Origin of the sequence: Croceicoccus gelatinilyticus, assembly GCF_018398395.1 — a bacterium.
Taxonomy (GTDB): domain Bacteria; phylum Pseudomonadota; class Alphaproteobacteria; order Sphingomonadales; family Sphingomonadaceae; genus Croceicoccus; species Croceicoccus gelatinilyticus.
Genome location: NZ_JAHCBF010000002.1, coordinates 130,763 through 152,849, shown reverse-complemented (window position 1 = coordinate 152,849; position 22,087 = coordinate 130,763). Strand labels below are relative to the sequence as shown.

The 22,087-nt window shown below is 65.4% G+C and carries 20 protein-coding genes; 12 read left to right on the top strand and 8 right to left on the bottom strand.

The window, feature by feature from the left end:
* Window positions 1-146: 146 nt before the first annotated feature.
* The 8 genes from KIH45_RS04585 to gspN are packed head-to-tail and all read left to right on the top strand — an operon-like array spanning window position 147 to window position 8,823.
* Window positions 147-983, top strand: a complete 837-nt coding sequence (locus KIH45_RS04585; RefSeq protein WP_213174832.1) for a type II secretion system protein N — start codon at window positions 147-149, stop codon at window positions 981-983.
* Entirely contained in the window at window positions 980-3,133 is a 2,154-nt protein-coding gene (gene gspD, locus KIH45_RS04580; protein ID WP_213174831.1) for a type II secretion system secretin GspD, read from the top strand. The genes KIH45_RS04585 and gspD overlap by 4 nt, the downstream gene beginning before the upstream one ends.
* Entirely contained in the window at window positions 3,117-4,739 is a 1,623-nt protein-coding gene (locus KIH45_RS04575; protein WP_225899679.1) for a GspE/PulE family protein, read from the top strand. Before gspD ends, KIH45_RS04575 begins: the two co-directional genes overlap by 17 nt.
* Window positions 4,739-5,965 (top strand): type II secretion system inner membrane protein GspF, encoded by a 1,227-nt coding sequence (gene gspF / locus KIH45_RS04570; protein WP_213174830.1) that lies wholly within the window; start codon window positions 4,739-4,741, stop codon window positions 5,963-5,965. Before KIH45_RS04575 ends, gspF begins: the two co-directional genes overlap by 1 nt.
* Before the next feature lie 22 nt (window positions 5,966-5,987).
* A complete protein-coding gene (gspG, locus tag KIH45_RS04565; RefSeq protein ID WP_213174829.1) occupies window positions 5,988-6,434 on the top strand; it encodes a type II secretion system major pseudopilin GspG in 447 nt (148 codons plus the stop codon).
* A gap of 6 nt (window positions 6,435-6,440) precedes the next feature.
* Window positions 6,441-7,604 carry a type II secretion system protein GspL gene (gene gspL / locus KIH45_RS04560; RefSeq protein ID WP_213174828.1) on the top strand — a complete coding sequence of 388 codons (1,164 nt, stop codon included), beginning with the start codon at window positions 6,441-6,443 and terminating at the stop codon, window positions 7,602-7,604.
* On the top strand, window positions 7,601-8,083 hold the full coding sequence (gene gspM, locus KIH45_RS04555) for a type II secretion system protein GspM (protein WP_213174827.1): 483 nt from the start codon (window positions 7,601-7,603) through the stop codon (window positions 8,081-8,083). Before gspL ends, gspM begins: the two co-directional genes overlap by 4 nt.
* Window positions 8,080-8,823, top strand: a complete 744-nt coding sequence (gene gspN / locus KIH45_RS04550; protein WP_213174826.1) for a type II secretion system protein N — start codon at window positions 8,080-8,082, stop codon at window positions 8,821-8,823. Before gspM ends, gspN begins: the two co-directional genes overlap by 4 nt.
* A 13-nt stretch (window positions 8,824-8,836) precedes the next feature.
* Here gspN and KIH45_RS04545 read toward each other — a convergent pair whose 3' ends face one another.
* On the bottom strand, window positions 8,837-9,289 hold the full coding sequence (locus tag KIH45_RS04545) for a Dps family protein (protein ID WP_213174825.1): 453 nt from the start codon (window positions 9,287-9,289) through the stop codon (window positions 8,837-8,839).
* Between the two features lie 103 nt (window positions 9,290-9,392).
* On the bottom strand, window positions 9,393-10,076 hold the full coding sequence (locus KIH45_RS04540) for a queuosine precursor transporter (RefSeq protein WP_213174824.1): 684 nt from the start codon (window positions 10,074-10,076) through the stop codon (window positions 9,393-9,395).
* A gap of 133 nt (window positions 10,077-10,209) precedes the next feature.
* Here KIH45_RS04540 and KIH45_RS04535 point away from each other — a divergent pair, with 133 nt between their 5' ends.
* On the top strand, window positions 10,210-11,202 hold the full coding sequence (locus tag KIH45_RS04535; RefSeq protein ID WP_213174823.1) for an adenosine kinase: 993 nt from the start codon (window positions 10,210-10,212) through the stop codon (window positions 11,200-11,202).
* Entirely contained in the window at window positions 11,199-11,777 is a 579-nt protein-coding gene (locus KIH45_RS04530; protein WP_337925402.1) for an LOG family protein, read from the top strand. Before KIH45_RS04535 ends, KIH45_RS04530 begins: the two co-directional genes overlap by 4 nt.
* A 6-nt stretch (window positions 11,778-11,783) precedes the next feature.
* Here the strand turns inward: KIH45_RS04530 and KIH45_RS04525 are convergent, their stop codons facing one another.
* Window positions 11,784-12,209: a VOC family protein gene (locus tag KIH45_RS04525; protein WP_213174822.1), complete on the bottom strand. Its 426-nt coding sequence runs from the start codon at window positions 12,207-12,209 to the stop codon at window positions 11,784-11,786.
* Window positions 12,210-12,646: 437 nt separating this feature from the next.
* On the opposite strand from KIH45_RS04525, the gene KIH45_RS04520 reads away from it, so the two are divergent.
* Window positions 12,647-14,131, top strand: coding sequence for an amidohydrolase family protein (locus KIH45_RS04520; RefSeq protein ID WP_213174821.1), 1,485 nt, complete (start codon window positions 12,647-12,649; stop codon window positions 14,129-14,131).
* A gap of 37 nt (window positions 14,132-14,168) precedes the next feature.
* On the opposite strand, the gene KIH45_RS04515 is transcribed toward KIH45_RS04520, so the two are convergent.
* The 3 genes from KIH45_RS04515 to serS are packed head-to-tail and all read right to left on the bottom strand — an operon-like array spanning window position 14,169 to window position 17,280.
* Window positions 14,169-15,215, bottom strand: coding sequence for a potassium channel family protein (locus tag KIH45_RS04515; protein ID WP_213174820.1), 1,047 nt, complete (start codon window positions 15,213-15,215; stop codon window positions 14,169-14,171).
* Between the two features lie 12 nt (window positions 15,216-15,227).
* Complete coding sequence (gene surE / locus KIH45_RS04510; protein ID WP_213174819.1) at window positions 15,228-16,001, bottom strand: 5'/3'-nucleotidase SurE; 774 nt, start codon at window positions 15,999-16,001, stop codon at window positions 15,228-15,230.
* A 4-nt stretch (window positions 16,002-16,005) separates the two neighbouring features.
* Window positions 16,006-17,280 (bottom strand): serine--tRNA ligase, encoded by a 1,275-nt coding sequence (gene serS / locus KIH45_RS04505; protein WP_213175357.1) that lies wholly within the window; start codon window positions 17,278-17,280, stop codon window positions 16,006-16,008.
* Between the two features lie 128 nt (window positions 17,281-17,408).
* Here serS and KIH45_RS04500 point away from each other — a divergent pair, with 128 nt between their 5' ends.
* Window positions 17,409-18,686 carry a sulfotransferase family protein gene (locus tag KIH45_RS04500; RefSeq protein WP_225899678.1) on the top strand — a complete coding sequence of 426 codons (1,278 nt, stop codon included), beginning with the start codon at window positions 17,409-17,411 and terminating at the stop codon, window positions 18,684-18,686.
* Between the two features lie 9 nt (window positions 18,687-18,695).
* Here the strand turns inward: KIH45_RS04500 and KIH45_RS04495 are convergent, their stop codons facing one another.
* Entirely contained in the window at window positions 18,696-19,586 is an 891-nt protein-coding gene (locus tag KIH45_RS04495) for a transglutaminase family protein (RefSeq protein WP_213174818.1), read from the bottom strand.
* Window positions 19,583-22,087, bottom strand: a complete 2,505-nt coding sequence (locus tag KIH45_RS04490; protein WP_213174817.1) for a circularly permuted type 2 ATP-grasp protein — start codon at window positions 22,085-22,087, stop codon at window positions 19,583-19,585. The genes KIH45_RS04495 and KIH45_RS04490 overlap by 4 nt, the downstream gene beginning before the upstream one ends.

The following is a 22,087-nucleotide window of genomic DNA, read 5'->3' as shown; positions in this document are numbered from 1 at the left end:
TCAGCACTCTTTTGACATAAATGTGTCAAATCTTTGAGACATGGCGACTTGCGCGGCCCATAGTCGTGCGCGGGATTCGCGCGGTTGTACCGGCCGGGCAGGGGTCATAAACCACTGGCGCAAAACAGACGGGTGGAATGAAGAACTTGCGATTCGTTCGCGGCGATGGCGGTGGACGGCGGCTTTCGCTGCCGGGGCTGCACGATGTGCTCTGGTGGCTTCTGGCCGTCGGGATCGTCGTTGCGGGTGCGCAGCTTGTCTGGATGGTGCTGGCGCCTGTCAGCCCGCTGGGTGACTGGAAACCGGCGCGCGTCCGCCTGATGGACGAGGGTGCACGGTCCGCCTTGATGACCGGTTTCGATCCCTTCAACCGCGATGTCGCCGTCGTTGCAGGACCTGCGCGCGCCGCGACAATCACCGATCTTCCGCTCACGCTCTACGGCATTCGCGTCAATCCCTACTCGGGAGGCGGCACCGCGATCATCGCCGGTTCAGACGGTGAACAGCAGGTGTTCCGCATCGGAGAGGAAGTCATGCCCGGCGTGACTTTGGCTGCTGTAGAGTTCGATCACGTGACGCTGGGCCGGGGCGGAGCGTCGGAATTGCTCTATCTCGACCAGTCGAAGCCTGCGCCTACGGTTGTACCTACCAGGGCGTCCAATCCGGTCGCGCCGCCCTCCCTGCCGTCCGCGCCTGCGCGCGGAACTGGCCAGATCGGGGCGAGCGATCTTCGCGAGGGGATTTCCTTCGGCGGCAATGCCGAGGGGGGCGGGGTCACGCTCAACCCCGGTGGCGACGGGTCGGTCTTTGCTGGCGCGGGTCTGCGTCCCGGTGACGTGCTGGTGTCGGTCAATGGCCAGAAGGTCACGGGCCAGCAGGACCTTGCGGGTTTTGCAGGGCAGGTTCGCCCCGGTTCGAATGTTTCCATGACCGTGCGGCGCGGTGGTCGCGACGTGCCGGTCAAGATCACGGTGTCCAAATGAAGTCTTTCGTGCGCAAGTTCTCCGTCGGCCTGATGGCAGCCTCGCTGCTGTCGCTGTCCGCGCCGCAGGCCGCCTTCGCGCAATATGCGCTGAACGTGCGCGATGCCGACATCCGCGCTTTCGTCGCCGATGCAGCGCAAGTCACGGGCCGCACCTTCATCGTCGACGGTCGCGTGAACGGGAAGATCTCGGTCGTCACCGAGCGTCCGCTGTCGCGCAGCGAGTATTTCGAGGTTTTCCTCGCCACGCTGCGCGCCAATGGCCTTGTCGCCATCCCTATCGGCAACGGCGCCTTCCGCATCCAGCCTGCCGCCAATGCCGCGTCGCAGCCCTCGCGCCTCGGCAGCGCGGGCGCACCGTCCAATGCGCTGGTCACCGAAGTCATCCGCCTCGGTTCGGTCGAGGCGTCGCAGGCGGTCGAAACGCTGCGTCCGCTGGTCAGCCAGGAAGGTTCGATCACCGCGAACCAGTCGGCCAATTCGCTCGTCGTCGTCGACTATGCCGACAACCTGCGCCGTATCCGCGCGTTGGTGAAGCAGATCGACACCGACAATTCGAGTACCGAGATGATCGGCCTCAACCACGCCGGCGCGCGAGAGATTGCCGCCGCGCTGACCCAATTGGTGCCGCAGGGCGCGCAGGGTGGGGCGCTGGCCAGTGTCGTTGCGGTCGACAGCTCGAACTCGCTGCTGCTGCGCGGCGAACGCGATACGCTGACCAAGCTGGCCGCCATGGCGCGCGACCTTGATGAACGGGCCGCCAGCGGGTCGGAGATCAAGGTCCTCTGGCTCGACTATGCCGATGCCGCGACGATGGTGCCGATGCTCGAAATGCTGGTCGGCGGATCGGGTGGCTCGATCATGCCTGCGGCAAGCAGCACGGTCACCGCCACGACCGGCGGCGGCGATGATGCCAGCATCGGTTCGGGCCTCGCCAATCGCCAGATGACCAGCGGTTCGGCCAGCAGTGGCTCCATCGGCGGCGGCGCGATCGAACTGGCGGGCGGGCGCGGCACTGCAATCATCACCCGCTATCCGGGCGCGAACGCCATCGTCATTTCCGCGCCGGTCGACATCCAGCGCCGCCTTGCCGAACTGGTCCGCCAGCTCGACATTCGCCAGGACCAGGTCCTGGTCGAGGCGATCATCGTCGAGGTTTCGGAAAGCGTGGCCAAGGAATTGGGCGTCCAGTTCCTGATCGGCGGCGAAGACATGCCCTTTGCCGTCACCAACTTCTCCAACGTCGCGCCCAATATCATCGACCTTGCCGGCGGTTTGATCGCCGATGCGGTCGACGCCGATACCACGACGGTCAGCGACGGCGTTGTCGTCACCACGTCGAGCTCGGGCACCGGCGACCTGCTGCGCGAAAACGCGGCATCGGCGGCACTGGGGGCGAGCGGGGGCTACCTCGGCGGATACACGTCCATCGGCAACAACCGCTATCTCGGCGCGCTGATCAACGCGATCCAGTCCGATTCCAATTCTAACATCCTGTCGACGCCGCACATCACGACGAACGACAACGTGCCCGCCTCGATCCTGTTCGGTCAGGAAATCCCGGTTTCGACCGGAGAGGCGCTGTCGGGCAATTTCGACAATGCCTTCCGTACGATTCAGCGCCAGAACGTCGGCATCGAGCTTGACGTCACTCCGCAGATCAATGCGAGCGATCAGGTCCGCCTCGACCTGCGTCAGGAAGTCAGCTCGATCGCGGGGCCGGTTTCCAGCGATTTCAACGAGCTGATCATCAACAAGCGCGAGATCAAGACGACCGTGACGGTCGGCGACCGCGAGATCCTCGTGCTCGGTGGCTTGCTCGACGATAACGAGCGTCGTACGATCCAGAAGATCCCGCTGTTGGGTGACATTCCGATCATCGGAGAGCTGTTCAAGTCGCGCGGCAAGAGCCATGCGAAGACGAACCTCATGGTTTTCATCCGCCCGACGATCCTGCGCAGCGCAGCCGACCGGCAGGAAGTCACCGCGCGCCGTTATGGCGTGATCCGCGATGCGCAGCAGGCATTCTCGCCTGACCGCGAACCGTCGATCGACGAACTGGTCATCGACTACCTCGGTGCGGCCCCGCCGCAGATGCCGAACCGCCCCGACGACGTGATCATCACGCCCGCTGATGAGGCTGCGCAGTAAGCTGATGACGGAGCCGACGCCTCTCGACAGCGACATCCCCCTCGGGGACGACGTCGCGCTTGCGGGCGCGGCGGCTGTTGTCGTGCCCGAAGGTGGCCGTGGCGCACCGCTTCTGACATATGCCGAGGCGCGCGACTGGGGCGTGATCGTCGCGAACGAGGATGTCGACGGCGCGATCCCGCTGGTCCTGCGCGAAGGGGCGGATGCGACGGTTCTGCTTGAACTACGCCGCCGTTTCGCGCGCCGCCTTTCGGTGCGCAATGCGACGTCGACCGAGTTCGAGAAGCTGCTGACCGAAGTCTACGGCGACACTGGCGCGCTGGAGGCCGATACGCTGGGTTTCGACGGGCCGGACGATGCGCTGGCCTATGGCCTGCCGAGCGCAGAGGACCTGCTCGACAGCGCCGACGATGCGCCTGCGATACGGCTCATCAACGGGCTGATCGCACAAGGCCTGCGCGAAGGCGCGTCGGACATTCACATCGAACCTTACGAACAGGCGCTCGTCGTGCGTTTCCGCGAGGACGGCGTGCTGAAGGAAAAGCTTCGGATGCCGCCGCACGTCGCGCCGGTTCTGGTCAGCCGCATCAAGGTCATGGCCCGCCTCGACATCGCCGAACGCCGCGTGCCGCAGGACGGGCGCATCGGGCTGTCGCTGGGCGGCAAACTGGTCGACGTGCGTGTCTCCACCCTGCCGAACCGCGCGGGCGAGCGGGTCGTTATGCGTCTGCTCGACAAGGAGAACGCGGGGATCGAACTGGCCGAACTGGGCCTCGATGAACATTCCGAAGGGGTGCTGAAGCGGGCGCTCAACGAACCAAACGGCATCGTGCTCGTCACCGGGCCGACCGGTTCGGGCAAGACGACGACGCTTTACGCGGGACTTCGCGGGCTTAACGATGGTCAGCGCAATATCCTGACTGTGGAAGACCCTGTGGAATACGCTGTGGACGGCGTGGGGCAAACCCAAGTCAACGCGAAGGTCGGCCTGACTTTCGCGGCGGGCCTGCGCGCCATCCTGCGTCAGGATCCCGATGTCGTCATGGTCGGCGAAATCCGCGACAAGGAAACCGCCGATATCGCGGTGCAGGCCTCGCTCACGGGGCACCTCGTGCTGTCGACCGTCCACACCAACGATTCCGTCGGCGCGATCACCCGCATGCGCGACATGGGGGTCGAACCCTTCCTGCTCGCCAGTACGCTGCGCGCCGTCATCGCCCAGCGCCTCGTACGCCGCATCTGCAAGCATTGCCGGCGCGAGGCGACGATCGATCCGGCGCTCGCCGAGATGCTGGGCATCAAGCGGGGGCGCACTGTCTATCACCCGGTCGGCTGCGATCATTGCAACCAGTCGGGATATCAGGGGCGTATCGGCCTGTTCGAGGCGATCCGCATCGACGACACCATCCGCCGCCTGATCAACGCCAATGCCTCGGAAGAGGAAATCGCCGACTACGCCTTCGGCAAGGACGCGGCGGGCAATCGCCGTGGCACGCGCCTGACGCGGGCGGCGAAAAAACTGGTGCAGGCGGGCGAGACTTCGCCTGAAGAAGCGGCGCGCATCGCCCGCCGCGATGATTCCGGGTTGGGTGTGGGGGCTGCCTGATGCCGCGCTGGTCCTATCTGGCGGTCGACCCGCAGGGCAAGGAACGGCGCGGCGCGATCGATGCGGCCAGCCTACCCGCCGCGCGCGAGCAGCTCGCAACGCGCCGCTGGCATGTCCTGCGGCTGGACGAGGCGGCGGCGAAAAGCACTGCGGCAAAGCCGGGCTCGATCTCGCTGCCGAGCCGCACGCCGAAGCTCAACGCCAAGCAGCTTGCCCTGTTCACGCGGCAGTTCTCGTCGCTGATGATGGTCAGCCCGCTTGAAGAAGCGTTGCGTACGATCAGCCGCCAGACCGAAAAGCCCAAGGCCCGCGCCATCCTGACGAACGTGCACCAGGGCGTGGTCGAAGGTCTTCCGCTGGCAGAGGCGCTGCGCCGCGAACCGCAAAGTTTTCCGCCGATCTACCGCGCCATGATCGCGGCCGGCGAATCGAGCGGCAGCCTGCCGCAGATCGCCGAACGCCTTGCCGACATGCTGGAAAAGCAGGCGGCGGCAAAGGCGAAGATCGTGGCCGCGCTTGCCTATCCCATTATCCTGTCGCTCATGGCGATCGGTGTCGTCACGCTGCTGATGATCTCGGTCGTGCCGCGCGTCGTCGAACAGTTCGACAATGCCGCGCGCCAGTTGCCGCTGCTGACCCGCGCGGTCATCGGCATTTCGCAATTCATGTCGGCATACTGGTGGGTGTTGGGCGTGGTGCTGGCGCTGTCCGTGCTGGGTTTCCTGCGCGCGTTGACGGTACCTGCCTTCAAGTACCGGTTCGACGGTCTCCTGCTGCGCCTGCCCTTCATCGGGCGCTTGATCCGCGACGTGCACGCCGCCTCGCTCGCCCGTACGCTGGCGACGATGATCGATGCGCGCCTGCCGCTTGTCGACGGGCTGAAGCTGTCGTCGCGCACCGTGTCGAACGCGGTTCAGCGCGAGGCGCTGGAACAGATCACCGAGAAAGTGCGCGGCGGTACCTCGCTGTCGACCGCGCTGCGCGAGGCGGGCACCTTTCCGCCGTTGCTGGTCTATCTCGCCTCCAGCGGGGAGAGCGCGGGGCGGCTGGGTGACATGCTGGAACGCGCCGCCGACTATCTCGAACGCGAATTCGCGCAGTTCACTGCCGCCGCGATGGCGCTGCTCGAACCGCTCATCATCATCGTCATGGGCGTGATCGTCGCGCTCATCATCCTCGCCATCCTTTTGCCGATCCTGCAGTTGCAGGACCTGACCGGCCTTTGAAGACACCAACCGGATAACAGACATGACCGAACCGACCCGCAAGACCGCCCGCAAGGCCCGCCGCAACGGCTTCAGCCTCGTCGAACTGATGGTGGTGCTTTTCATCATCGCGCTGCTGGCGACGGCCGTGGCGATCAATGTCCTGCCCAGTCAGGACAAGGCGATGCGCGTGAAGGCCGAATCCGACATCGCCACGCTGGGCCAGGCGATGGAGATGTACCGCCTCGACAACGCCAGCTATCCGGGCGCGAGCGAGGGACTGTCCGCTCTCGTCAATCCGCCCGCCTCGCTTGCCATGCCGCAGAACTATCGCAGCGGCGGTTATATCAAGGCGCTGCCGACCGATCCGTGGGGCCGCCCGTACCAGTTCCGCTCGCCCGGCCAGAACGGCGCGCCTTTCGAAATCTACTCGCTGGGCGCCGATGGCCAGCCCGGCGGCGAGGGGGAAGATGCCGACATCGTCGGCTGATCACGCATGGCGCTGCGACTGAACCACGATTTGCCCGAAGGCGATGTTGGCGGCGGGCCGGAAGGCTTGCTCGTCCTGCTGCCCGAAGCGCCGGGCGGCGAATGGCGTTACTGGCATGTCGAGGGCGGCAGGCTCGGTAGCGGCCACCGCTTCACGCCCGGTCACGATGCGCCTTGGGGCGATATCGAAGGGCGACGCGTCGTCGCGCTCGCACCTGCCGCGCTCGCGCCTGTCCGCATTGCACCGCGTGGCGAAATGACGTCTGCACAGGCACTGGCCGCAACGCGTCTCGACCCGCCGGGCCTGCGTGCGCCGATTGCCGAAACCCACGTCGCGGTTGCCGCTTCGCCGGATGGTGATGCGGTACTGAATTCCGCCGTCGCAAAGTCCGACATGGATGCATGGCTCGGCGAACTGGCGACCGCGGGGCTCGATGCCCATGCGCTGGTGCCTGCCGCGCTGGCCTTGCCGCTGGCCGAGGCCGGAACCGTCGCATCGGCGGACCTCGGCGGTCAAGCGCTGGCCCGCACGCCGTCTGCCGCCTTTGCCGGAGAGAGCGACTTGCTCCCCGCGCTCGCACCCGGAGCAGGCGCGGTCGAGATCGGGGAAGACCGGCTTGCCGCGCGATTGGTCGATACGTTCGCCGCGCCCGAACTCGACTTGCGTCAGGGGCCATATGCCCTACCGCGCGTATCCTATTTCCGCCTGCCCGACTGGAAGCAATTGGCCCGCATGGCTGCGATCCTGCTGCTGCTCGTTTTCCTGATCTTCACGGTCGAGACTGTGAAGCTGAACCTCGATGCCGACGCGCGCGAAGAGGCCGCGATCGAGGCTGTGCGGGCCCGTTTCCCCGGTGTCGGCGATCTCGCCGGGGCCGAGATTCAGATCCGCTCCGAACTGCTGCGCCGGGGCGCGGGCGGTGTGGCCTTTGCCGACAGCGCGCCTGCAGTCTTCGCCGCGATGCAGCCGAACCCCTCGGTCACGCTGCGCAACATCAACTGGCGCGCGGACGGCACTCTGGCGATCCGCGCAGCCGCTCCGACAGATCAGGCGCTGAACCAGATGCTGATCTCGCTCCAGCGTGACGGCTGGCAGGTCACCGCGCCGCCGCAAGTCGCACCCGATGCCAGCGGCGCGACCGTGGCCGACATTACCGTGAGGGCACCATGAAATCGGTCTGGACACCGGCGCGGGACTGGTTCCTCGGCCTCACCATGCGCGAACGCGTGCTGGTGGGCGTGGCGGGCGCGCTCGCGGGCGTGCTCATCGTCATCTACGGCCTGATCCTTCCTCTGGGCGCTGCGCATGACGCGGCCCATGTCCGCCACCGCGAGGCGGTTGTCGCGGCAGGGCAGGTGATGGCGGGGCTGGAGCAGCTCGACGATGCACCTGCGGCCAAGGGCGGGGCAGGGCCGGTGGCACAGGCCGTCGCGCAGATCGCCGATGCCGAAGGACTGGTGCTGCAATCGAACGACCCGCGCGGAAATGACAGCGCATTGGTCGTGATCCCGACCGCCGCGCCGGGTTCGGCTTTCGCGTTCCTCGACATGCTGCGCAGGCAGGGCATCGTGGCAGAGCAGGTGACGATCACGCCAGCTGCCGACGGCTCGGTCTCGGTTAACGCCACCGTTCGGAGGGCAGGACGGTGATCGGGCGCTGGATTTTCATTCGCGATGCGCGTCTGTCGCGTACGACGAAGATCGTGCTGGGCCTCTTGGTGCTAATCGCGCTGGTCGTGATGTTCCCGCTGCGCGTCGCGCTGGGCGCTGCCAATGGCGAAGGCTCGCTTGCCGCCCGCGAAGTCGTAGGGACGGTCTGGGACGGGCAGGTAGGGGACATGCAGGCGGCCTCGCTGCCGCTGGGCAATCTTCACGTCGCGCTGCGTCCGCTGCCGCTGTTCACCGGCACGGCGGAGTTCGCGCTCAACCGGCCCGCCATGCCCGGCCAGTCGCAGTTCCACGCCTATGCGCGCGGGGGTGAGGCATGGGCCGCGCTGCGCGATGCCAATGGCGAACTGCCGCTATCGGGGGCGATGTCGCCGCTTCCGGTGCGTTCGCTGACTTTCGCGGACTTTGCAGTGGAGCTTCGCGAGGGTCGCTGCGTGGCGGCATCGGGCACGCTGGGCCTCACTATCCCTGCGCTTGGCCCCACGCTTCCGGCAGAGACGATCATGTCCGGCCCCGCGCGGTGCGAGGGCGATGCCCTGTTCGTGCCGATGAAAGGGCCGAGCGGGACCGAGAATCTCGGTTTCTGGCTGGAGCCCAACGGCAAATGGCGCGCCAACCTCGTTCTGACCGGGCTTCCGGTAGAGGTCAGCACGCCATTGCTGGATATGGGGTTCACAGGCAGGCCCGACGGGATCGGGCTGTCGGCGAACGGTAGCCTGTAGTTTAGCCCCTAAGTCAGCCCAAAATCGAGGAGAGGAACCATACGCGTTCCTCTGCCTGGTCGGTCCAGTCGTCGATCAGACCGTCGGTGGCGTTGTCGCCCGCTTCGCCGGCAAGGTCCTTCAGTTCCTTCAGCGTCGCGACCAGCGTCGCGTTGTCGTCGCGCAGCTTCTCGACCATCGTCATCGCGTCGAGCGAGGTGTCATCCTCATCCGCGACCTTGGTCTTGGCAGCGACCGACCCGATCGAGGTCAGCGTCATGCCTTTGATCTTGCGGACACGCTCGGCAATGATGTCGACGTTGCCGAAGATTTCCTGCGCCTGTTCGTCGAACAGCAAGTGCAGATCGCGGAATTCGCGGCCCTTCACGTGCCAGTGAAAGTTCTTCGTCTTGAGGTACAGGGCGAGATGGTCGGCCAGGAGGCCGTTGAGACCGTCTACCAGCGCCTTCGTCGCGTTATCGCCCATGTTCTAAACTCCTGTAATTCGATTTCCTTGGTTCACCCTAATAACGGACGAAGCCTCATCGCGTTTCTGGTATAAAACCGGTCACCGTATTCGGATTTATCGATTACTGAATGCGCCCGTCCAGCTTCCGCGCGAATCCGGCAAACCATGTGACGAGGAAGGGGATCAGCACGATCGACAGGACCACCTTGGCGATCATCTGCCCGGCCAGCAGCGGCAGGATCGGGAATACGCCCAAGAAGGCCACCGTAATGAAGATGACCGTGTCGAGAGCCTGCGAAAGTGCCCCTGCAAGCCCTGCGCGGATCCACATCGGCCCGCCGAACCTGGTCTTCAGCGCGCTGATCACCGTGATGTTGAGGATCTGCGACGTACCGTAGGCGATCGGCCCCGCGATCCATATCCGCCACGTTGCCGTCAGCACCATCTGGATCGCTTCCAGCCGTTCGGGCTGCATTTCGGGCGAAGCGGGCATCGCGGCGACCAGCAGCGAGAGCAGGATCGAGGCGAAGATCGGCACGAAGCCCCAGAGCACCAGCTTGTTCGCGACAGAGCGGCCATAGACTTCGGCCACGGCACCGCCCATCGCGACCAGCAGCAGGAAGGCAAACATCCCCGCCTCCACCGCCAGCGGGCCCAACGCGACCTGCTTGTTGCCGAGCAGGCCTGCAAACGTGCACATCCCGCCATAGAACAGCGCGATGGCGAAGAGGCCGGGGGCAAAGAGGCCCTTGGGTACGGCGACGAGAGTCTGCGGAGCGGCCTGATCGGCGGGGGATTCGTTCATCTTTCAAGCGATAGCGGCTTTCCGGGCACGGGCAAGACCTGTGGAACGCCTCTCTCGATTGACCCGTTGATGGCGTGAGTATAGTTGCCGCCGAAACCTCCCAGACAACCGACACGGATTCCCTTTTCCCGCCATGGCCAGCGAACAGTTCGATATTGTTGCATTGGGCGATGCCATCGTCGACGTGCTTGCCCGCCGTGACGAGGCTTTCCTGACCGCTGCCGGCGTCAGCAAGGGCACGATGCGCCTTCTTGCCGATGACGAGGCCGAGGCGCTGGCGAGCGCGATGGCGGAAAGCGGCCATGTCGAGGAAGTGCCCGGCGGCTCTGCGGCAAACACGCTGGCGGGCGCTGCGGCGCTGGGTGCGAAGTGCCGCTTCATCGGGCAGACCGGCGACGACCGGCTCGGCACCTTGTTTGCCGCGCATATGTACGGGCTCGACATCGCGTTCGACACGCCGCCGATCCGCCACGCGCCGACGGGCCGCTGCTTCATCCTCGTCAGCCCGGATGGCGAGCGTACGATGCAGACCTCGCCCGCCGCCAGCCACCGCCTGACCGTCGACGCGCTGGACGAGGACGCGATCCGCGGGGCGCAGATGCTGTTCCTCGAAGGCTATCTCTGGGGCCCCGAAACCCCGCGTGCCGCGATGCGCCGCGCGATCGAACTGGCCCATGCAGAGCGCCGCAAGATCGCCTTCACCCTGTCCGATTCCATCGCTCTTCCGGGCCGCCGCGAGAGCCTTGCCAAATTGGTTGCCGACGGCGCGGTCGATATCCTTTTCGCCAACGAATACGAAGCCAGGCTGATGGCGGGCGTCGAAGACAGCGAAACCGCGATCGCACTGCTGTCGAAGCAGGTCGAAACGCTGGTCCTGACCAAGGGCCCCGAAGGCGCGATGGCGGTTTCGGGCACCGACCGGATCGAGGTGCCCGCAGCCCCCGTTCCCGAAGTCGTCGACACGACCGGCGCGGGCGACCAGTTCGCGGCCGGGTTCCTTGCCGCCCACGTCGCAGGCGCAGACCTCGAACATTGCCTGAAGGGCGGGGCGCGGGCCGCTGCGTCCGTCATTACCCACGTCGGCGCACGCCCCATCGGCGGCTTCGAGACAGGAGACCACGCGTGAGCACGATCCGCAGCCTTGCCGTCTATTGCGGGTCCGCCGCCGGCACCAACCCGATGCACACCGAGATCGCGAAGCAGCTTGGGGCAGAGATGGTGTCGCGCGGGATCGACCTCGTTTACGGCGGCGGCAAGCTGGGCCTGATGGGCACCATCGCCGATGCCGTTCTGGATGCTGGCGGCAAGGTCTATGGCGTGATCCCCGCAGCGCTCGTCAGTCACGAGGTTGCGCATACCGGCCTTACCGAACTTCACGAAGTTGCCGACATGCACCAGCGCAAGGCAAAGATGACGCAGCTTGCCGACGGGTTCTTGTGCATGCCGGGCGGCATCGGCACGTTCGACGAACTGTTCGAGGCATGGACCTGGAACGCGCTGGGCTATCACTCCAAGCCGTTCTGCCTGCTCAACACCGATGGCTACTGGGACAAGTTCATGTCCTTTTGCGACCACGTTCGCGACGAAGGTTTCATGAGCGCGGCCCGCCGCGACCAGCTTTTAAGCGCGGACACCATCGGCGAAGCTATCGACAAGCTCGACGCCGCGGCCTCGGCTGCGGAGAACAAGCCGGTCTGGTGAGACCTGCTAGATCGCCGGAAACGTGATCGTCCCGTCCTCGGCGATGGGCAGGAACGGGTTCCACGCGATTTCCCAACCATGCCCGTCGGGATCGGCGACATAGCCGCGCAGCCCGCCGTGTTCCGGCTCGTCCGCATGGCGCAGCAGTTTTCCGCCTGCCGCGACCAGCTTGTCCAGCATCGGCTCCACGTCTTCTCGTGCGGCAACATTGTGCGCCAGCGCAAAGGCACCGGGGCTGGCTAGACCGGTTAGCTGCATGTCCTTTTCCAGTTCCGGGCGCAGCCACGTTCCGAAGATGAAGCCGTTCATCTGGTAGAACGCGATGCCGTCTGCCTCGAAGACGGGCGACCAGCCGAAGCCTTCCGAATAGTACCGGCGCGAGCGGGCCGGATCGGTGATGCCGAGCGTGATAAGGGATAGGCGGTGTTGCATGTCAAAAAGCCTCCATCGCTGCGGCCCGATTGCTCGCAGCGTTCAGGTCTTGGGGCACGACGCCGCAGCGAAGGTCAGGGCCCGCCTTGGCAGGGACCGATTGAACCGCACCGGTCTCCCCTTTTTCGACCCTGTCGGATTATCCGAACCCGTCAGCAGTGGCAATCGCGCTGATTGCCGCGGGTGACAAAGGTGACACCCTGTCACCCACTGCCAACAAGGCGTGGGCCCAGCATTTTTGCGCCTTTCGCGTCTGTCCCGCCGGGTGACAGGTGCACGACGAATTTCGACCATGGCAAAGAACGGCGCGGATCATGACGGGGTGATGGCGTGTAGGACATAGCTCTTCACGCCGAACATTACGCCCTTCGAACTAGCCGCTTTTCTTATCAGTCCACACCCCGTATCGCTTTGCGCCAGTAAGGCCGCATTGGGGGATGATGGTGAAGCTGGGACGGTATCTGGCGATCTGCCTCGGCCTGTTTGCGCTAGGCTTGATTGCTCTGGTCATCTGGCCTTTGACCCCTGCGCCCCTGCCGGACAGCGCCGACAGCCGGATCGTCCGCGACGTCAGGATCGTCGACGTGCTGTCGGGCAAAGTGCTGCCCCCGTCGTCCATCGAAATTCGCGGCGGGGTCATCACCGAAATCGGCCCGGACCTTCCCGCTGAAGGTCTGCCGGTCATGGACGGGGCTGGCGCCTTCGTCATTCCGGGCCTTTGGGACATGCACGTCCACACGTTCCAGCATTCGCCACAAGCGCACTTCCCCTTATGGATCGCGAACGGGGTTACGGCAGTCCGCGACATGATGGACTGTCCCGGTATCGAGGACAGCCTCATCGCCTGCCACGCCGATAAACGAGCCTGGAATGCGGCATCTGCGGGCGGCCGGCTGACGGCTCCGCGCATAGTGGAAACCGCAAGCTATTACCTCGAAGGCGAAGATGTCACACCAACACAGGTGCGGTCGCGTATCGCAGAATACGACAGCCGCGGCCTGAACGCGATCAAGGTCTACAATCGCCTGCCCCGCACATCCTATCTGGCCGCCGCGCAAGAGGCTGGGCAGCGGGGGCTGCGCCTCGTCGGGCATCTTCCGAAAGAGGTGGATCTGATCGACGCGATCGAGGTCGGCCAGACCAGTTTCGAACATGCCCACCTGTTGCCTCGCCATTGCTTTGCGCGCGCGGGCGATTGGCGTGAAGGCAAGCTGGACGCGATGACGCCGATGGAGCGGGATCGGGCCATCGTTGCCGAATACGACGAGGCGCGCTGCGCATCGGCAATAGAGGCGCTGGCGCAAGAGGGCGTGTGGTATGTCCCGACCCTCGTGACCCGCGAAGAGGACATGCGCGCCGACGACCACGCATTCGTGAACGATCCGCGGTTGGCCTACCTAGATCCCCTGTCGAAGTGGGCCTGGAACGACGATTTGTCCGCAACGCGCAGCGCCTATGCCGGGCCTGAGGGCCGGAAAGTGCTCACCGCATATTTCGAACACGCGCGCGGTCTGTCGGGGCAGGCTTACAAAGGGGGCGCGAACCTGCTGATCGGCACGGACACGATATTGGGCGGTTTCCGCTATCACGACGAGATGGCCCATCTGGCGGGAGCAGGGCTCAGCCCGGCAGAAGTGCTGCGCGCCGCCACTTACGATGCGGCGCGCTATGTCGGGGAAGAGAGCGTGGCCGGGTCCATCGCGGTCGGCAAGCGGGCCGATCTGGTCCTGCTCGCCGACAATCCGCTGACCGACATTGCCAATACGCGATCGATCCGGGCCGTCGTTCAGGGCGGACGGCTTTATGATCGTGCGCGGTTGGACGAATTGCTCGACTATGCGCGCGGACAGGCAAAGGCGCCGCACAACTGGGCCAAGCTGGTCTGGGGCTTTGTGCGCAGTTCGGTCAACGGCGATCTGTGATGCGGTGAGCGGCCTGACGGTCCGCTTGCGCAGAACCTTAAAGCACCCCTGGCCCGCATTCAGGCGTCGGGCGGATCACGACGATCATGTCGCCGGCCTGCACCGATTGCGCGTCGTCTTCCCAGTACCCGATCGCGCGGCCGTCGCGGTAGAGCCTGAGGCCGAGGCTGCCCGAACCCAGTTCGCGTAGCGAGCGCCCGATGTCTTCGGGCCGCGCTTCGCGTTCGACAAGTTGCACGCGGCCCGTGACCGAGGCGAGGTCGGACAGATAGTCGGCGGTGTGCATGCCGCTGGCGCTTCCGGCCAACAGAAGCCCGGTAAAGCGCACCGGATTGATCACGTTGGTCGCGCCAGCCTGCCGGGCGAGCAGTTCGTTGTCGGGCGCGCGCACGACGACGGTGATCGGCACTTCGGGTGCCAGGTGACGCACGGTCAGCACGATCAGGATCGAGCTGTCGTCGCGGCCTGCCGAAACCAGCACGGTCGCGGCCTGCGCGATGCGGACGTCCTGCAGGGATTCGTCGCGGCTGGCATCGGCGTTGATGATGTTGCAGCCCATGTCCTCGGCTAGCTGCAAGCGTTCTTCGCTGCTGTCCATGACGACGATGCAATCGGGGCTGGTGCCCCGCGCGATCAGTTCTGCCACCGCTTCGGAGCCGGAGACGCCGAAGCCCAGCACCACGACATGATCCTTCAGGCGTTCCTGAATACGGGACATGCGGAATCTCTCCCAGCTGCGTTTGATGATGAAGTTGTAGGCCGTGCCGACGAAGATGAAGATCACGGCAAAGCGGATCGGGGTCACGATCACGGCTTCGATCATGCGGGCCTTGTCGGACACCGGCGCGATGTCGCCAAAGCCCGTCGTCGTGATCGAGATCATCGTGAAATAGACGACGTCGGAGAAACTGACGACGCCGTCATGATTGTCGATCAGTCCGTCACGGTCGCTCCAGTGGATGAGCACGACGATGAAGACGAGAAAGATCGCCGCGAACAGGCGAAGGAAGGCATCGGCCCAGACCGGCAGGCCCAGCTTGCGCCGCAGGGGGCGGTGTCGTTGCAGCCGGATGGGCTTGCGCATCGGCACGTGTCGTCAGTCTCCCATCTTCGCGAAACGGTCTGCCAACGTATCAAGCGAAGGATAGTGGGTCAGGTCAAGCTGCAGCGGGGTGACCGCGATGTAGTTGTCCTGCGTTATTTCCAGATCGGTCTCGTGCCCCGGGGTGTGTTCGATCGGTTCGAGGCCGAACCAGAAATAGGGGAAACCCCGAGGGTCCATCCCTTCGACCACGGTGCCGCGGCTGTAGTCGTGGAAGCCCTGACGCACGACGCGAATGCCCTTCACGTCCTCTGCCTTCACGGCAGGAAAGTTGATGTTGACCAGCGTGCGGGCGGCAAACGGCATGTCGAGCAGGGGCTTCAAAACTTTGGCGCCCCATTTTTCCGCCGCGTCGAACGATACGTCGTTGCCCGCGCCCTCGCGGCTGTAGATCTGGCTCAACGCGATCGAGCGCACGCCCGCCAGCGCGCCTTCGATGGCGGCAGAGACGGTGCCCGAATAGGTGATGTCATCGCCCTGGTTCGCGCCGCGATTGACGCCCGACAGGATCAGGTCGGGCTTACCATCCAGAACTTTCTTCAGCCCCATCGTCACCGAATCCGTCGGCGTGCCGGTAACCGAGAAGCGGCGGTCGTCATGCTTGCGCATCCGCACCGGTCGGGTCAGCGTCAGCGAGTGGCCCGCGCCCGACTGTTCCTCGCTCGGCGCGCAGATCCAGATGTCGTCCGAAAGCTGGCGCGCGATGCCTTCCAGCACCTCCAGCCCCGGTGCGTTGATGCCGTCGTCGTTGGTGAGAAGAATACGCATGGGTTCAGGCAGGCTCCAGCTTGTCGATCCCGCCCATATAGGGGACGAGTGCGGACGGTAGAGTGACGGACCCGTCGGCGTTCTGCCCGTTTTCGAGCACGGCGACGAGCGTGCGCCCGACGGCAAGGCCCGATCCGTTGAGGGTGTGCAGGAACTCGGTCTTCTTGGACCCTTCCGGCTTGAACCGCGCATTCATGCGGCGCGCCTGAAAGTCCCCGCAGTTCGAGATCGAGCTGATCTCGCGGTAAGTGTTCTGACCCGGCAGCCAGACTTCAAGGTCGTAGGTCTTGCGCGCGGAAAAGCCCATGTCGCCGGTGCAGAGCAGCATCTTGCGATAGGGCAGTTCCAGCGCCTGCAGAACGGCCTCGGCAGCGGCGGTCATTTCCTCGTGCATCGCGTCCGAAGTTTCGGGCGTGGTGATCGCGACGAGTTCCACCTTGTCGAACTGGTGCTGGCGGATCAGCCCGCGCGTGTCCTTGCCCGCAGCGCCCGCTTCGGAGCGGAAACAGGGGGTGAGCGCGGTCAGCTTCATCGGCAGGGCGGCGTTGTCGACGATCTGTTCGCGCACGGCGTTCGTCAGGCTGACTTCGGCGGTGGGGATCAGCCAGCGGTCGTCGGTGGTGCGGAACAGGTCCTCGGCAAACTTGCGCAGCTGGCCCGTGCCGAACAGTGCCTCGTCCTTTACCAGCAGCGGGGGTACGCATTCGGTGAAGCCGGCCTTGCCCTGCATGTCGAGCATGAAGGCGCCCAGCGCGCGGTTGAGGCGGGCCATCTGGCCGCGCATGAACACGAAACGCGCGCCCGAAATCTGGGCTGCGGTTTCGAAATCGAGGCCGAGCGCGGGGGCGAAATCGGGGTGTTCCTTCGCCTCGAAATCGAGGCTGCGCGGCGTGCCCCAGCGGGAGACCTCGACGTTGTCGTTCTCGTCCTCGCCCATCGGCACGTCGTCTGCGGGCAGGTTGGGCAGGGCGGCAAGCGCGTCGGCCTGCTGCTGCGACAGGGCCTTTTCCTCGGCCTCCAGCGCGGGCAGCGTTTCCTTGAGTTTTGCGACTTCGGCCTTCAGCGCCTCTGCCGTTTCGGTGTCGCCCTGGCCCATCGCCTTGCCGATGGCCTTGGAAGCATCGTTACGGCGGGACTGGCCTTCCTGCATCTTCGTCTGCACCTCGCGGCGCTGTTCGTCGATGGCGAGGATGGCGGTGGACGCAGGCTCTGCCCCGCGGCGGGCGAGGGCGGCGTCGAAGGCGGCGGGATCGGTACGGATCAGGCGAATGTCGTGCATGGCAAGCGCGCTATGGCCGGTCCCGCCGCATCCTGTCCAGTGAAGATACACGCCAGAAGCAATGCGGGAACAAGCCCGCCGCCCAAGGGTAAAGATCAAATCCCGATTGCACGAGACAGGACCGCCTTTTGAGCGAAGAGATCATCAGCCCGCCCAGCCGCACGCCGTTCATTTCGGCGGCCAACCGCTGGTTCAAGGTCGCCCATGCAGTGGGGCTGAAACAGCGCAACACGCTGGACCGCGAAGCGCTGATGGAGGAAGTCTCGAAGGAGACGGGCCTGACCGATTTCGGCGATCCGTGGTTTGCAAAGCCCTACGACGCACTGGTCGAGGCTTTGCGCGAAGAGGCCCGCCTCAACCTGTCGGGCGAGTTCGTGGCCGAGATGCAGTTTCGCAAGGTCCTGACCGACCGGCTCCATGCGCAGCGCTGGTTCGACCGGCATCCCGAAATCCTCGAACGCGCTTTGCCGCGCCCCGTCATCGTCGTCGGACCGATGCGGTCGGGCACGACTCGCATGCACCGCCTGCTCGCCGCCGATCACCGGTTCCAGCACCTTCGCAGTTTCGAGACGATCAGCCCCGTCCCGCCGCAGGATTTCGAGCGCGGGGACGAGGAGGACGAGCGCGTCACCACCGCGCGCAAGATCCAGCGCATGGCCCGCCTTGCCAATCCGCGCACGCTGAACATCCACCCGACCGGCCCTTACGAGCCGGAGGAGGAACTGGGCCTTCTGGTCAATTCGTTCTGGGGAATGAAGCACGAGGCGCAGTGGATGGTCCCGTCCTACGGCAAGTGGTGCGAGCGCGAGGATGCACGCCCCGCCTATCGCCAGCTTGCCCGCCTGCTCAAACTGGTCAGCTGGTCGCAGCAGAAGTCCAGCCTCAAGCCGTGGATTTTGAAGACCCCGCAATACATGCTCGACCTCGATGCCGTGCTCGACACGTTCCCCGATGCGCGCTTCATCTTCACGCACCGCGATCCCAAGGCGGTCGTCGGCTCGGCCGCCTCGCTCGCGTGGAACCAGACGATCATCTATTCCGACCATGCCGATGCAGGGGCCGTGGGCCGCGAATGGCTGCGCAAGACCGAACAGCAGATCGCCAACATGCGCCGCGTTCGCGACCGGATCGATCCGACCCGCATCTTCGACGTCCACTTCGAGGAGATGGACCGCGACTGGCAATCGGCGATGGGCCGCGTCTATCGCTTCCTCGGCATGGACATGGCGCCCGCGCTGTCCGGCATGGAAGACTTCATGACTCGCAGCCGCGCGCTGAAGCGGAAACCCCATCGCTACAGCCTTGCCGAATTCGGTCTGGACGAAGGCGAAGTGACCGAGCGGCTGTCCGACTATGTCGAGACTTACGGCGTCAGGGTCGAAGGGCGCGAGCGGCGGACCGCCTGACGCGCAAGTTCAGCCCGCCTGCGTGTCCTGTTCGATCTCTGCCACATCGACCGCATAGGACATCTTCTGGAACGATGCGCCGGTGAACACGCCGTCGATCGGCGAGACGTCGGCATAGTCGCGGCCCATGGCGACGACGATGTGGCTTTCGCGCGCAAGGCAGTCGTTCGTGGGATCCAGCCCGATCCATCCGAGGTCCGGCCCGCACCAGACAGCGGCCCATGCGTGCATCGCGTCCGCGCCGACGAGCTTGTCCATCCCCGGCGGGGGAAGGGTGCGCAAGTACCCGCTGATGTAGCTTGCCGGAATGCCGTGCCCGCGCAGCGCGACGATCATGACGTGCGCGAAATCCTGGCACACGCCCGACTTGTCCTCGAACGCTTCTGCCGGCGCGGTGTGGCTGTCGGTCGCGGAGGAATCGTAAGTGAAATCCTCGTGGATTTTCGTGCACAGCGCCTGTGCGGCTTCCAGCACCGGACGGTCGGGCGACAGCAGCGGCGCGGCCCAATCGGCGATGTGCGGTTCGGGCACCGCGATGCGCGATCCGTATAGGTAGGGCGCAGGCGACAGCGGATCGAGCCCGCGCGCCACCATTGCGGCATCGCGTGTTTCCGCGATCGTCGGGCTGGTGTTCGGGATCGGCGGGGGCGTCACCTCGATCTTCATCGCGTTGTTGACGGCGACTTCCTTTACCCCGTCGCGGAACAGCAGCGAGGTCATGTTGACCACGTAAGGGCCATAGGCATCGCGCCGCTCCACCGGGGCGGGTGATACGTCGAGCGAATGTTCGATCAATCGCTGTCCCGGCCATTCGACCGGCTTCAACCGGATGTTCAGGCGCGCGGTCGCAACGCCCGTGCCGTAGGAAAGCTTCGTGTCGTGACGGATCTTGTACATCATGCGAGGAACGGCGCCCCGTCGCTGCCGGGCAGCTGTTCGTTGAGGAAGTAGCGTTTGCCGATCTCGTTCGACAGGTGCCCCAGCGCACCGCGCCAATGTTCGAGGTCCGAAGGCTCCAGATCATTTGCATCGGCGGTGTCGAGCCATGCGCGCAGTGAGCGGGCAAGCCGCAGCGGCGTTTCGGGCATCCCGTCATCGCGCAAGTTGGGAAGGGTCGACAGGTGGCTGATTATCTGTTCGACCTGAAAGGCCAGCCCGCGCGGCTGGGCGGGATCGAGCAGGACCATGTCCAGCACCGGCGCGATATAGGGCATCGTCAGGTAACGGCTGCGATAAGTCGATTGCCCGTCGACTAGGTCGAGCAGGGCGGCAAGATCCTCCGCGCTCGCCTCTCCGGGGACGAGGGCGATGGTCGATTGCAGGATCATCGAGGCGCGTTCGACCCGCAGGCCCATCTGCTGGAAAGTCCAGCCCGGCCCCCGCGTCATCGTGTCGGCCAGCAGGCGGCCCAGCGAAGCGAAACGTTCGACCAGAAGGTCACATGACGCGCCGAGGCTGTCGGCATCGTCGCCGCAGGCGGGCAGGGGGCGGTTCACGATGCGCCAGATGTCGTGCGTCAGCCTGTCGCGCAGCAGTAGCGAGAGCTGGCGGCCCGAGGCGAGCAGAGATGCGACCGAGCCGGGTAGTGATATGTCGGACAATGCGGCCTGAGCGATTTCCGCCGGGGTCTTCTCCTTGCCTTTATCGCCGCCATAGGCCGCGCCGAATTTTTCCAGCAACGCGGTGATGCGCCGCGCAGATGTCGTGGCACCGGCAGGTTGCAGCGCGCGTCCCGTGGCGTGGCCGGTGTCGAGCAGCACGCGCACCAGCCGCGTCGTCTGGTTCGCACGTTCGGCATAGCGGCCCAGCCAGAACAGGTTGTCTGCCGCCTGACTGGGCAGGACGCCCTGCTGGCGGCGCACGGCCGGCGGGTCGAGCTTCGGCGGGTTGGCGGTGTGTTCCGACCCTGCCGGATCGATGACCAGCACGTCGGCGCTGCGGTCATTCTCGCCGATCAGGGCATGGCGCAGCGAGCCGTCGTCGGAAATGCGCGCAAAGCCGCCGGGCATCGCGGTCCATCGCCCTGCGCCGTCACGGGCGAGGTAGACGCGCACGGTAAAGGCGTGGGGTTCGATGACCTGTCCGTTCAGGACCGGCGTGGTCGAGGCGCGGACCAGTTCCTGCCCGACATAGTCCATCGGGCGGCGTTCCATCGCCTTCAGGATCGTCTCGCGCTTTTGGCTGTCGGCATTGGCGATGACACAAGTGCGCCCGTCCTCCAGCCCTTCGACCGGCAGGCGGAACGCGGGGCTGACGACCAGATTGTCGAAATTGGCGCGGACCTGTTCACGTTCGCGCGGCTGGCCGCACCACCACGTCGCGGCGTTGGGCAGGCGCAGCGGTTCGCCCAGAAGCGTCTGACACAGGCGCGGCATGAACGCGCTCATCACCCTCGATTCGACGACGCCCGCCCCGGGCCAGTTGGCCATGACGAGATCGCCGCTGGCGCAGGCGTTCAGAATGTTCGGCACACCGATGCGAGAACGCGCGTCGAAGGCCAGCGGGTCGATGTCGCGCGTGTTGATCCACCGCCATAGTGCGTCGATCCGCTTCAAGCCCGCGATCGTGCGGACGTAGAGGCGGCCTTCCTGTTCGACGAGGTCGCGCCCTTCGACCAGAGAGAAGCCCATGTGGCGGGCCAAGTGCGCCTGTTCGGGATAGGACTGGTTGAAGCGCCCCGGCGTCAGCAGCCCGATGCGCGGGTCCGATCGCTCGCAGCTTGCCGCCACGCCTTCGCGCATGGCGTTGAAGAATTCGGACACGCGCCGCGTGTTGATGTCGGCCAGAAGCGATCCAGTCGCACGCGACAGCGCGATGCGGTTTTCCAGCGCATAGCCGATACCGGTGGGCAGGCGCACGCGGTCGGACAGTACGCGCCATTCGCCCGTGGGCCCGCGCGCAAGGTCCATCGCCACGACCTTCAGGTGCCGCCCGTCGGCAGGCGACAGGCCGACCATGCGGCGGGCGAAGTCGGCGCTTCCCGAAATGGCGGAGGCGGGCAGGTGCCCGTCAGCGATCAGACGCTGGGGCCCGTAGATATCGGCGACCAGCGCTTCCATCAGGCAGGCCCGCTGGATCAGGCCCTGTTCCAGTTGCGCCCATTCGGCGGCCCCGATCATGATTGGCAGCGGGGCGAGCGGCCATGATCGTTCCTCGACATCGCCGGTGACGCGGAAGGCGAGGCCCAGGTCTTCTACCTGCCGGTCGACCCATTCCTGCGCCTGTCGCAAACCGCCGGGAAGGCGGGCAAGACCCCTCGCGAACGTGCGCCATGCCGCGCCAACGTCGTCGGGCGCAGAGGCGAACATGTCGGCCTGCGTGTCTTCCGGTTTGTACCAGGCAAGCGGATCCTGCGTCGGGTCAGGCCCGAACAGGTCGCTCGATTGGGTCTGCGAAGCCAA

Coding starts and splice junctions, on each gene's coding strand:
- gspD (WP_213174831.1), top strand. CDS start 980: ATGAAGTCTTTCGTGCGCAAGTTCTCCGTCGGCCTGATGGCAGCCTCG.
- KIH45_RS04575 (WP_225899679.1), top strand. CDS start 3,117: ATGAGGCTGCGCAGTAAGCTGATGACGGAGCCGACGCCTCTCGACAGC.
- gspF (WP_213174830.1), top strand. CDS start 4,739: ATGCCGCGCTGGTCCTATCTGGCGGTCGACCCGCAGGGCAAGGAACGG.
- gspG (WP_213174829.1), top strand. CDS start 5,988: ATGACCGAACCGACCCGCAAGACCGCCCGCAAGGCCCGCCGCAACGGC.
- gspL (WP_213174828.1), top strand. CDS start 6,441: ATGGCGCTGCGACTGAACCACGATTTGCCCGAAGGCGATGTTGGCGGC.
- gspM (WP_213174827.1), top strand. CDS start 7,601: ATGAAATCGGTCTGGACACCGGCGCGGGACTGGTTCCTCGGCCTCACC.
- KIH45_RS04545 (WP_213174825.1), bottom strand. CDS start 9,289: ATGGGCGATAACGCGACGAAGGCGCTGGTAGACGGTCTCAACGGCCTC.
- KIH45_RS04540 (WP_213174824.1), bottom strand. CDS start 10,076: ATGAACGAATCCCCCGCCGATCAGGCCGCTCCGCAGACTCTCGTCGCC.
- KIH45_RS04535 (WP_213174823.1), top strand. CDS start 10,210: ATGGCCAGCGAACAGTTCGATATTGTTGCATTGGGCGATGCCATCGTC.
- KIH45_RS04525 (WP_213174822.1), bottom strand. CDS start 12,209: ATGCAACACCGCCTATCCCTTATCACGCTCGGCATCACCGATCCGGCC.
- KIH45_RS04520 (WP_213174821.1), top strand. CDS start 12,647: ATGATGGTGAAGCTGGGACGGTATCTGGCGATCTGCCTCGGCCTGTTT.
- KIH45_RS04515 (WP_213174820.1), bottom strand. CDS start 15,215: ATGCGCAAGCCCATCCGGCTGCAACGACACCGCCCCCTGCGGCGCAAG.
- surE (WP_213174819.1), bottom strand. CDS start 16,001: ATGCGTATTCTTCTCACCAACGACGACGGCATCAACGCACCGGGGCTG.
- serS (WP_213175357.1), bottom strand. CDS start 17,280: ATGCACGACATTCGCCTGATCCGTACCGATCCCGCCGCCTTCGACGCC.
- KIH45_RS04495 (WP_213174818.1), bottom strand. CDS start 19,586: ATGATGTACAAGATCCGTCACGACACGAAGCTTTCCTACGGCACGGGC.